An 11,331-nucleotide genomic window follows, 5' to 3' on the forward strand; every position below is an offset into this window, starting at 1 on the left:
CGCGCCCGCAATGCGGCGCGCAGGATGCGGTCGGCGCGGGCGGCGGCCCTGCCGGTCAGGCCCGTGCCGCGCAGCATCTCGATGTTGCTCATGATCACGCCAAGAATGTTGTTGAAATCGTGGGCGATACCCCCGGCCAGCGTACCCACGGCCTCCATCTTCTGGGCCTGGCGCAGTTGCCGTTCCAGGGCCACCTCGTGGGCCACGTCCTCGGCCAGCCAGGCCACCCGGTGCACCCGGCCCGTCTCGTCGGTGATGGGGTACAGGGAGTGGTCGAAAATGTGGACGCCCCGCACATCCCGGAAGGTGGCCGGGGTGGCCGTGTCCACTACGCTGGCCAGTACGTTGTGCCGTCTGCTGCGCAGGTCATCGGGAATGTAGTCCCACAGCATGCGGCCCAGCATGGCGTCCGGGGTGGTGCCCAGGCGCCCGGCACCCGTGGCGTTGCAGGTCAGCACCCGGCCAGTGGTGTCGAGCAGGAAGGCGCTGAGGCGCGGCGCGTTGAGCAGGGCGCGCAGGTTGGCCTCGTTCTCGCGCAGCGACTGTTGCTGCACGATTCGGGCAAAGGCGCTGCCGCCCTGGGCGGCCACGGCCTCCACATGATGGCGGGCCGCCTTGCGCATGGCGCCGGGACCTCGCGTACCCGTCAGCAGACAGGCCACGGCCCGACCCTCGTGCAGAATGGGCAGAAGGTGGGCGCAGCAGATGGACGAGGCTGTGGCCAGTGCGTCCAGTTCCACATCGCCGGTAAGCATGCAGCACGATTCCTGGTCCGGAGGTGTCTCGGGCACGGGGCGGCCCGCCTCCATCAGGCGCGTGGCAGGCGTGTCCGGAGGCAGGCAGCGCACCCTGTCCAGCACCACCGGATCGAACCCCTGCGCTGCCACCAGCCGCCATTCATGTCGCACCGTGCCGTCTTGCTCGTGGGAACTTCCGGGCATGTCGGGCAATTCCGCCCGCACCCACGCCGCGCCTGCATCCACGCTTTCGGCGCGCAGGGCGGTACGCAGGCACAGCCCCAGGCAGTCCTCCACCGTGGTGGTGATGCCGAGTGCCAGCAGCAGATCGCGTTGCAGGCGCAGCAATTCGTCGCGCTGACGCTGCTCGGTGATGTCCTGGACCATGCCGTGCATCACCACCGGAGCACTGTGCCCCGTGCGGGCAGGGGTATCGAAGGTCACCTGCTGCCGGGCGTGGCGATATTGTTCCGAAGGCCCCCGGTAGCGGTATTCGACGAGAGTGTCGGCCTGATGGGTCATGGCGTGGTGCAGTTGCTCGGCCATCCGCGTCCTGTCGTCGGGGTGGATGCGCTCGAAGAACCGCGCGAACGAAGGCGCCTCCGCCGCCACGGGAAAGCCGAACATGTGGAACAGGTTGTCCGACCACTGACCCTGACCGGTTTCCAGGTCGCGCCAGTAGCTGCCCAGCAGCCCGATGCGCTCGCCGTGTTCCAGCAGGTCGCGGCTGCGGCGCAGGGCCATCTCGGCCCGGCGGCGTTCGGCCACTTCGTGTCGCAGCAACTGGTTGGCGCGGCGCAACTGGGCGGTGCGCTTGCGGATGCGGTTGTCCAGGCCGCGCAGGGCCCGGCGCGTGACTTCTGCGGTGCGGGCCGCCTGCAACAGGTGCGCGGCGGTGTGGGTAAGCCCTTCCAGTTGCATGTCGGTGATGGGGTCCAGCGCGGGCAGATGCACGCCCAGCACCCCCCCGGAAATGCCCTGCCCGACGCGGATGGCGTAGGCGGTAAACATGCCGCACGCGCAGGACAGGGGCGCATCGGCTTCCGGCGTGGCGTGCAGCACCGGGCGCCGGGTACTGGCCGAGGCAGCGCGGCCAACCGGGCCGTGCCGGAAGGGAATGCGGATGATGCGCGGGTCGGGCCGGGCCTGTTCCGTCGGGTTTGGCTGGCAGCGGGGCGAGGTCGGTTCCTCCACCACCATGTGCAGGCAGATCGGTGGGGTGCGTGGCGCCGTGGGGCATGGGGCCCCGGCGTGGGGGCACTGGCCGCAGCGGTCACCCTGCCGGGCCAGCCAGATGCGGCAGGAGCCGGCACCGAAGATGGACAGGATTTCCCGCGCCAGCAGGCGCAGTTTTTCCTCCGGCGGGCCGCTGTGGATGAGCGCGGCGCGCAGGTCGTTGAGCCGCTGCACCCGTTCCACGCGCTGCATGGAGTCGTGCAGGGACGACACGTCGTGCACCACCGAATGCAACAGGGCCCGGCCATTGAGCCACACGGGACCGCTGTGCACCTCCACCTCGCGCTCCAGGCCCGAGGCGGCCCGGTGGCGGAACCGGAAGGCCGTGCGCTCGCGCCGGAAGGCCTCGTCCATGCGTGCGGCCAGTTCGTGTTCGTCCAGGGTGTTGATGGTGGATATGGGCATGCCCGCCATGCGTTCACGCGGGTGGCCGTAGAAGCGGCAGGCGGCGGGATTGGCGTCCACGATGCTGCCGTTTTCCGGGTCTACCAGCAGCATGGGGGCCACGCTGTGCTCGAAGAGCGGAAGGGGGTCGCCCTGCCGGTCGGAGGGCACCGCATCGGGCGAGGGAGCTTGCGCAGCCTCATGAGCCTGATGCGTCCGATGATTCTGATGGGCCTGATGAGACATGGGGGGAGAAACCTCGCGGATGGCCGGGGTGTCCGCCCGGCGCCCTTTTCCGTGCCCGCCCGGCGTCGGCTGCCGTCGGGCACCACCGGCATGCCTGGCTGCGCGGCGGGGAATAGGGGTTGTCTCACCTGATGATATGCAGTCTCATTTCACGAGACACGAATCTCATCTCCAGATACAGGGTTAGAGATAGCGTTCCCCGCAAAAAAGAGCAACCATAGTGGAAACAGCATGTTGCAGAAATGAAAATGACAGGAGTGTCCGCTTGCTCCGATCCATGGTCCGGCATGATTCTTGATATTCCCCCCACAGGCTGGCCAATGACGGCCGCAGGAGGGAACATGTCCGAAAAGTGGATCACCAGAATGGTGCAGGGGGCTGTGCTCAGCAGCAGAAGCCAGGCGCGCGAAGTGGCGCGCACCATCGGCAAGCCCTATCCCACCCTGATGCGCGAACTGAACCCGTTCGACCTCGGGGCAAAGCTGGGCGTGGAAACGTTTTTCCAGATACTGCGCACCACCCGCGACGTGACGCCGCTGGAGCAGATCGCGCAGGAACTGGGCTACCGGCTGGCTCCGGTGGATGGCGGCGAGGAGGACCCCGGCCACGGGGCGTACCCCGGACGGTAGGCATGCCGTCCTGGGGGAACGACACTGCGCCGGAAAGGCGGCGACGAGGCCGTTGGCCCGGTCCGACCCGCTGCACGGGAATGGCGGTGCGGTTGGCGTTGTGCGTGCTGGCCGTCGTGCCGGTGCTGCTGCTGTTGCTGTTGCCGCAGGATTTTGGCGGTCTGGGCGGTTGGCCTGGCTGGGCGGCGCATGCCCCGGCGGGGACCGCATGGGCGGCGGAAGACAGCTGGCGGCATGCCGGTGCGCAAGCGCCATCCGACTCGGAGCCGGGTGGCATCACCCCGCCGGTACCGGACATGCGGGCCAACGACGGGTTGCCCCCCGACGCTCCGGAATTGCGCATCGGCCTGCTGACCACCTATCCGCCGCTCAGTTATATGGTGGAGGGGGTGCCAGCAGGCTTCGCGCGTGACCTGGCAGAGGCCGTGGCCCGTGCCGCAGGCCGCAGGGCGGTGTTCCACGCCGACGACAGCGGCCCGGTCCTGCGGAGCGACCTGGTCGAGGGCACGGTGGACGTTCTGGCCCTGGTGGCGGAAACGCCGGAGCGCCAGACACAGCTTGAGTTCAGCGAACCCGGCCTGGAAGTGGCGGAACGCATCTACGTGCGGCGCGACGGCAGTGCCCACCCGCGTGGCGTGGCCGCCCTTTCCGGGCTGCTGGTGGCCGTGGTGGAGAGCCATGCCAGCCACCAGTACCTGCGGAGCATGCCCGGCCAGCGTGTGCTGCCGGTACCTACCCCGCTGGATGCGGTGATGGCCGTGGCCTGGGGCCGGGCCGACGCCCTGGTGGCCCCGGAACCGGTGGTGGAGCACATCATTCGCCGCCTGCCAACGGACGCCCCGCTGGAACCTTCCGGTCAGCCGTTGCGCACGTTGCGATTTTCGTTCGGCACGGCCGGGGGCAACACGCCCTTGATGGCAGAGTTGAACGAGGCTCTCGTCAAGGTTCGCGCCTCTGGCGAATACGACAAACTGTACCGCCGCTGGTTCGGCGGCAACGTGCTGTCACGCTATACCGACCGCGAACTGCTGCTGGCCGGTGTGGCCTTTACGCTGCTTACCGTGTTTCTGGGGGCTTCGGTGGTGCTGCTGTGGCGCACGATGCGCCTGCGCCGCGACGTGGAGGCGGGTACCGCGGCCACGCGAGAGGCCCGGGCATCCATGCTGCGCGAGGCCATCAGCAGGCAGCGGGCCGAGCAGGAGGCGGAACGCTTCTTCGCCCTGTCGCTGGACCCGGTGGCCATCGTTACCCAGCAGGGTGCACTGCGCCGGGTGAACCCGGCCTGGGTGCGCCTGTTCGGTTTTTCGGTGGAAGAAGTGACGGGGCACCCGTTTCTGGATTTCGTGCACCCGGATGACCAGGATGCAAGCCAACCGTTGCTGGTAAGCGGTACCAACGGGCTTCCGGGCGCGGCGGCCACCCCGGTGGAAAACCGCTTTCGCTGCAAGGACGGGGTGTACCGCTGGCTTGCCTGGACCTCGGTGGCCCTGCCCGAAGAAGGGTTGGTCTATCTGTCCGGCCGCGACGTGACCCAGCGCAAGGAGGCGGAGCTGTACCTGGAGCGCCAGACGGAAGAACTGCGCCGTTCCAACGCGGAACTGGAGCAGTTCGCCTACATCGCCTCGCATGACCTGCAGGAGCCGCTGCGCAAGATAGCAAGCTTTCTCGATCTGCTGGCCAAGCGCTACGTGGGACGGCTGGACAGCGACGCCGACGAGTTCATCGGCTTTGCCGTGGATGCGGCCCGCCGCATGAAGGACATGATCGAGGATCTGCTGTCCTATTCCCGGGTCAGCACGCAGGGGCGGGAGTTCGAGGACACGGACATGGAAAAGGTGGTGGATACCGTGCTCTCGGATCTTGGCCTGCTGCTCGAGGAAGCCGGGGCCACGGTGGACAGGGGGCCGCTGCCCATGATCCGGGCCGACCGGGTGCAGATGGAGCAATTGTTGCGCAACCTGCTGGGCAACGCCGTAAAGTACCGGTCGGAGGTGCCCCCGAGCATTTCCATCGGGGCGGCGCGGGCCGTTGGGGGCGGGCAGCCCGGCGGGGCGTGGGTATTTCATGTGCGTGACAACGGCATCGGCATGAAGCCCGAGCATTTCGAACGCATCTTTCGGGTGTTTCAGCGGTTGCACGGACCGGGCCGCTATCCGGGTACCGGCATTGGCCTTGCGGTGTGCAAGAAGATCGTGGAGCGGCACGGCGGCACCATCGAGGTGGAGTCGGCGCCGGGCCGGGGCAGCACGTTCCGCTTCGTGATCCCGGACAGGTTTGCCAGGCCGACTGGGCAGTCTGGGGCATACGGGCCAGGCATGCCTGTCGTTCCGGACGGGCACGTCGGGCAGCCTCTGCCGTAACCGCAGCAATTGTCACGGGTTTCGCCAATCGAACAAGACTGTACGGGAGAGAGACATGAGCGGCATGCATCAGGCAAGACTCATCGACATCCTGCTGGTGGAGGACGACCCCGGCGACGTGCGGCTGACGCGCGAGGCGCTGAAAGGCAACCGCGTGTCCAATCGGCTGTTCGTGGTGGAGGACGGCGAGGAGGCCATGTCCTTTCTGCGGCGCGAGGGCCAGTATACCGACGTGCCCCGTCCGGACCTTGTGCTGCTGGACCTGAACCTGCCGCGCAAGAACGGGCGCGAGGTGCTGGAAGAAATCAAGAGCACGCCGGACCTGCGTTCCATTCCGGTGGTGGTGCTGACCACCTCGCGGCAGGAACGCGACATCCTGCACGCCTATGACCTCAACGCCAACTGCTACATCACCAAGCCCGTGGGCTGGGAACAGTTTCTGGAGGTGGTGGGGCAGATCGAGCATTTCTGGATGGGCATCGTGACTCTGCCGGTGAAGGGGGATTGAAGATGGGATGGCATGGCCTGAGACGGCCTTGCAGCCATGTCCGTGCCTGCCGTGTCTGCCGGCCAGCCCACGGCGTGCGCGCCACGCACGCCGGAGTAACACCAGCGTAAGCCGGGAAGTCCCCCGGAGGCTTCATGGATCAGGGGAAGGAACAGGGGCAGGTGCGCATACTGCTGTTCGAGGACGACCCCGGCGACGCCAGGTTGCTCAGCCTGCTGCTTGCCGGGTCGGGCCTGCGGCATGCCATCGAGCGGGCGGAAACGCTGGCCGAGGGACTGGCCCTACTGGACGGCGGCACATTCGACGTGGCCCTGCTGGACCTCAGCCTGCCGGACAGCCAGGGGTGGGACACCCTGGGCAGCCTGGTTTCGTACGCGCCGGAACTGCCCGTCATCGTGCTGACCGGGCTTTCCAGCCCCAGCTTCGCCGAAGAGGCCGTGGCGCGCGGCGCGCAGGATTACCTGCGCAAGGGTGAGGTGGCCGAGGGGCTCATCGCCCGCACCATCCGCTACGCCATAGATCGCAAGCGGGTGGAGGGAGCCCTTCGCCAGCACCGCCAGCGCCTGGAAACCATCATCAGCGCCAATCCGGACGGCATGCTGGTGGTGGACGCCGATGCCCTGGTGCGCTTTGCCAACCCTGCGGCGCTGGCCATGCTGGGGCGTGACCTGCCCGCCCTTCCCGACATGCTGGGGCAGCCTTCGCCCGTACCGGTGCGCGACGACGAACTGGACCTGTGCGGCGACGGCGACAACCCCTGCCTGGTGGAGGTGCGCACCGCGCCGGTGACCTGGGACGACGGTCCTGCCACCCTGGTGGCCCTGCGCGACATCACCGCCCAGCGCCAGGCGGAACGCGCCCTGCGCGAGGCCGAACTGCGCTACCGCACCATTTTCGAGCATTCCCTGGACGGGATTTCCGTCTATGAGCACCGCGACGACGGCAGTGCCCCCCGGCTGGTGGACTGCAACCGGGGCTATGAACGCATGGCCGGACGTACCCGCGACGACCTGCGGGCCATGGACGCCGTGCACCAGTTGCAGGTGTTTCTGGGCGGGCGCAAGCCCCCCGATCCTTTCCGTGACGACGGCGGCCTGCGTGGTCCGCAGAGCGCCGTGTATTCGTGGCTGCGGCCCGACGGACGCGAGAACTGGATAGAATCGGTATCCGTGCCCGTGCGCGACGGCGACAAGGTGCTGGTCTTCGGCATCGGACGCGACGTCAGCCGCCGCCGCAAGCAGGAAGAGGCGTTGCAGCAGAGCGAGGCGCGTTTTCGCGCCGTGTTCGAGCATGCCCCGCTGGGGGTGTTCATCGCGGATCAGGATGGCAGCCTCGTCAAGACCAACCGGCTGTTCAACGCGCTGCACGGCTTTGCCGCGGCGGAACTGCCCCTTGGGCACTTTTCGGAACTGGTGCACGGGCACGCGGCGGGGGACGTGCGTGCCCTGTTCGCGGAACTGCACCGGGGCGAGCGCAACGGCTTCTTTCTGGAAACGCAGCACCTGCGGCGCGACGGTACGGTCTTTCCCGTACGGCTGGCCGTGGCGGCCATCCGGGGGCGCAAGGGCGACCTGCAATACGCCGTGGGTATGCTGGAGGACATCAGCGAGCGACGTGCCGCCGAGGCGGAATTGCAAGGCTACCGCGCCCGGCTCGAGAACATGGTGCTGGAGCGCACCCGCGACCTTGAGCTGGCCCTGCGCACCGCGGAATCGCATCGCGAGAAGATCGACCTCATCCTGCGTTCCGTGTCCGAGGGGCTGCTGGTCACCGACCCCGACCACCGGGTGGTGCTGACCAACCCGGCGGCGGAGGACATTCTGGGCCTTGCCGCCCCCGGCGACCTCATGGGCGAGGGGGTGGCGGACCTCATCGAGGATGCCCCGCTGCGCAATCGGCTGGTGCACTGCCTGAACGACACCATGGGGGGGGCGCCCTGCCAGTTCGGCTTTTCGCGCCCCACGGAAGCGGGCGGCGTGCACCACTACACGGCCAGCACCTCGGAGGTGCGCGACGCAAGCGGCGGGCGGACCGGCGTGGTCACTGTGCTGCACGACGTGACCAGCGAGCGCGAACTGGATCGCATGAAGAACGAATTCCTGACTACCGCCGCGCACGAGTTGCGCACCCCGCTCACCACTATACTGGGGTTTTCGGAACTGCTGGTCACCGGGGATGACATCCCCCCCGTGGAGCAGCGCCAGTACCTTGGCTACATCAACGAGCAGGCCACGCTGGTCACCGGTATCGTGGCGGACCTGCTGGATATTTCCCGCATCGAAATGGGTCAGGGCTTCAGCCTCAAACGCAGGCCCTGTGACCTGGTGGCGCTGATTCGCCGCAAGGTGGCCGCGCACATCGTTGGCACGCGCCGTCATTCGTTCCGGCTGCTGCTGCCGGAAACCCCGGTGCCCGCCGTGGTGGACGCGGACAAGGTGGCCCAGGTGCTCGACAACGTGCTGAGCAACGCCGTCAAGTATTCCCCCGGCGGCGGCGTGGTGGAGGTGCGGCTGCGGCCAGGCAGGGACGCGCACGAGATCAGCGTGCGCGACAACGGCATGGGCATGAGCCCGGAACAGCTTTCGCGGGTGTTCGAGAAGTTCTATCGGGGCGATGCCTCGAATACCGGCATACCCGGAACGGGTCTGGGCATGAGCATCGTGAAGTACCTCATAGAAGCGCATGGCGGCGAGGTGGCGGTGGAAAGCGCCAAGGACGTGGGCACCACGGTGCGCTTCACGTTGCCGACCGGCCAGACCGGCCAGACCGGCCAAGCAGGCTAGGCGGGGCAGACCGGTGCGTGAGCGGGCATGGCCCAGGGATACTGGATAACTGGCGAATGGGGCCGCGCGCCCCGAAGGAGACGCCATGACCGGCGAACGTGAACGGCGTGGAGCATTCGGCATCAAGGCCAAGATCATGGCCATCGCCATCCTGGGGCCCGTGTGCATCGCGGGCGTCATGGCCGTGCAGCGCATCGGCGACATCCGCGAGGGCGCGCACGAGGCCATCCTGGAACAAAGCCGGGCCGTGGTGCTCATGGCAGAGGCCGCGCGCGACGAGATGTCGCGCAAGCTCGAGGGCGGGCTGATCCGTCCGTTCGCGGAACTGCCGCCCGACAAGGTGGTGGACGCGGTGCCGGTGATCACCGCCATCAAGATGGCCAGGGTCAATGCGGAAAAGCTGGGCTACGAATTCCGGGTGCCCAAGATGCATCCCCGCAATCAGGCCAACGAACCCACGGACCTGGAGCGCAGGGTTCTGGAGCAGCTTTCATCCTCGGGCCAGCAGGAACTGATCCTGCGCGAGGCGGACCGCATCCGGTATTTCCGGGCCATCAAGCTGACGCGCGAATGCCTGTTCTGCCACGGCGACGCCAAGGGCGAACGCGACGTGGTGGGCGGCATCAAGGAAGGCTGGCGCGAGGGCGAGGTGCACGGCGCCTTCGAGATCGTTTCGTCGCTGGACGCGGTGAATGCCCAGGTGCGTTCCGCAGCCCTGTCCGTGACGGGCTGGGCGCTGGGCATCGTGGGCGTGGTGGTGGCCTGCGCGTGGCTGCTGGCCAACCGGTCCATCGCAAGGCCGCTCCAGCGCATCCGCGACGTGGCCGGGCAGGTGGCCTCCGGCGACCTGACGGCGGATGTCGAGGTAACCAGCCGGGACGAGGTGGGCAGCGTGGCCGAGGCCATTCGCACCATGACCGGCAATCTGCGCCGGGTCATCGGCGAGGTGATGGAAACCACCCGCGGCGTCACGGCGGGCAGCCGCGAACTGTCCGAGACGGCGGTGAACATGGCCCAGGGAGCCACGGAGCAGGCCAGCGCGGTGGAAGAGGTGTCCGCCTCGGTGGAGCAGATGACCTCGAACATCCAGCAGAACGCCGAGAATGCCGCAGAGACCGACCGCATCGCCCTGCGTTCGGCCGAGGACGCCCGCGAGGGCGGAACTGCCGTGGCCCAGACCGTGCGGGCCATGAAGACCATCGCGGAAAAGATTTCCATCGTGCAGGAAATTGCCAGGCAGACCAACCTGTTGGCTCTCAACGCGGCCATCGAGGCGGCCCGCGCGGGCGAGCACGGCAAGGGCTTTGCCGTGGTGGCCTCCGAGGTGCGCAAACTGGCGGAGCGCAGCGGCACGGCGGCGGCGGAAATCGGCGAGTTGTCGTCGTCCAGCGTGGCCCTGGCCGAGCGCGCGGGCAGCATGCTGGGCACGCTGGTGCCCAGCATCCAGAAGACGGCGGAACTGGTGCAGGAGATCGCGGCGGGCAGCAAGGAACAGAGCGTGGGCGCGGAGCAGATCAACAAGGCCGTGCAGCAGCTCGATTCGGTGATTCAGCAGAACGCCTCGGCCTCGGAACTGATGGCCGCCACGTCGGAAGAACTGGCCGGGCAGGCCACGCAACTGGCCCAGACCGTGGCGTTCTTCCGGTTGCCTGCGGGCGGCGGAGGGCTGGCCGTGCCCATGGCAAGGTCGGGGCCGTCCGTCCTGTCGGGCCGTGCGGGCGGGCTGGAGATACGCCGACCGCAGCGGGGACCCTCGCACGCCGCCCCCACCGAGGACGGGGTGCACGGTGACCGCCCCGCCAGGGCGGGGCAGCCCGGCGTGACCCTGGATCTGGACGGGGCGGCCACGTCCGACGCCGACTTCGAACGCTATTGACGTCCGCCGGTCTGGAACCGCGTGCGGTCGCCCGGGCCTACACCCGACTTCGCCGCATGCAAGGGGAATGTGCCATGAAACGGATACTCATCGCCGAGGACCAGTACGAGGTGCGTGAACTGGTGCAGGCCACGTTGCGCATAGGCAACTACCAGATATTGCAGGCCGAAAATGGCGTGCAGGCGGTGGAGATGGCCCGCCTGCACCGCCCGGACCTGATCCTGATGGACGTGATGATGCCCGGCGAGATCGACGGGCTGGAAGCCACCCGGCGCATCCGGGCCGACCCGGTCACGGCGGGCTGCCGGATCATCATGCTGACCGCCAAGGGCCAGACTCAGGACCGCGAGGAAGGATTGCGCGCCGGGGCCGACGATTACTTCCCCAAGCCGTTCAGCCCGTTGGCGCTGATCCGCAAGATAGAGGAGTTTCTGGGATGAACGGGACGCGGGATGATACACCCCCGGGCACGCGGGCCGATATCCGGCCCGACGTGCGTCCCGACGCCAACCGTGACGCCGGACCGGCAGCCCCCACCGGCGCTGACCAGGCGGGCCAGGTCGCGCCACCGG

General features: G+C 68.0%; 7 protein-coding genes. 6 read left to right on the top strand and 1 reads right to left on the bottom strand.

Annotated features, from left to right (window positions below):
• The coding region (locus FVW27_RS20185) for a PAS domain S-box protein (protein ID WP_279586669.1) at positions 1-2,471 on the bottom strand (2,471 nt) is incomplete at its 3' end.
• Positions 2,472-2,944: 473 nt separating this feature from the next.
• Between FVW27_RS20185 and FVW27_RS20190 the strand changes: the two genes are divergently transcribed.
• The 6 genes from FVW27_RS20190 to FVW27_RS20215 all read left to right on the top strand — a co-directional run bounded on the left by FVW27_RS20190 (position 2,945) and on the right by FVW27_RS20215 (position 11,199).
• Positions 2,945-3,232 carry a phage regulatory CII family protein gene (locus FVW27_RS20190; protein WP_167128863.1) on the top strand — a complete coding sequence of 96 codons (288 nt, stop codon included), beginning with the start codon at positions 2,945-2,947 and terminating at the stop codon, positions 3,230-3,232.
• Positions 3,233-3,336: 104 nt separating this feature from the next.
• Positions 3,337-5,592 carry an ATP-binding protein gene (locus FVW27_RS20195; RefSeq protein ID WP_341806193.1) on the top strand — a complete coding sequence of 752 codons (2,256 nt, stop codon included), beginning with the start codon at positions 3,337-3,339 and terminating at the stop codon, positions 5,590-5,592.
• Positions 5,593-5,647: 55 nt separating this feature from the next.
• Complete coding sequence (locus FVW27_RS20200; protein ID WP_167128866.1) at positions 5,648-6,100, top strand: response regulator; 453 nt, start codon at positions 5,648-5,650, stop codon at positions 6,098-6,100.
• A gap of 134 nt (positions 6,101-6,234) precedes the next feature.
• The gene (locus FVW27_RS20205) at positions 6,235-8,883 is read left to right on the top strand and encodes a PAS domain S-box protein (RefSeq protein ID WP_167128869.1); all 2,649 of its coding nucleotides are present in this window, start codon (positions 6,235-6,237) and stop codon (positions 8,881-8,883) included.
• Between the two features lie 85 nt (positions 8,884-8,968).
• On the top strand, positions 8,969-10,759 hold the full coding sequence (locus FVW27_RS20210) for a methyl-accepting chemotaxis protein (RefSeq protein ID WP_167128872.1): 1,791 nt from the start codon (positions 8,969-8,971) through the stop codon (positions 10,757-10,759).
• Positions 10,760-10,833: 74 nt separating this feature from the next.
• Positions 10,834-11,199, top strand: coding sequence for a response regulator transcription factor (locus tag FVW27_RS20215; protein ID WP_167128875.1), 366 nt, complete (start codon positions 10,834-10,836; stop codon positions 11,197-11,199).
• Positions 11,200-11,331 lie beyond the last annotated feature (132 nt).

The organism is Nitratidesulfovibrio liaohensis (genome assembly GCF_011682075.1).
In the GTDB taxonomy this organism is placed as follows: domain Bacteria; phylum Desulfobacterota; class Desulfovibrionia; order Desulfovibrionales; family Desulfovibrionaceae; genus Cupidesulfovibrio; species Cupidesulfovibrio liaohensis.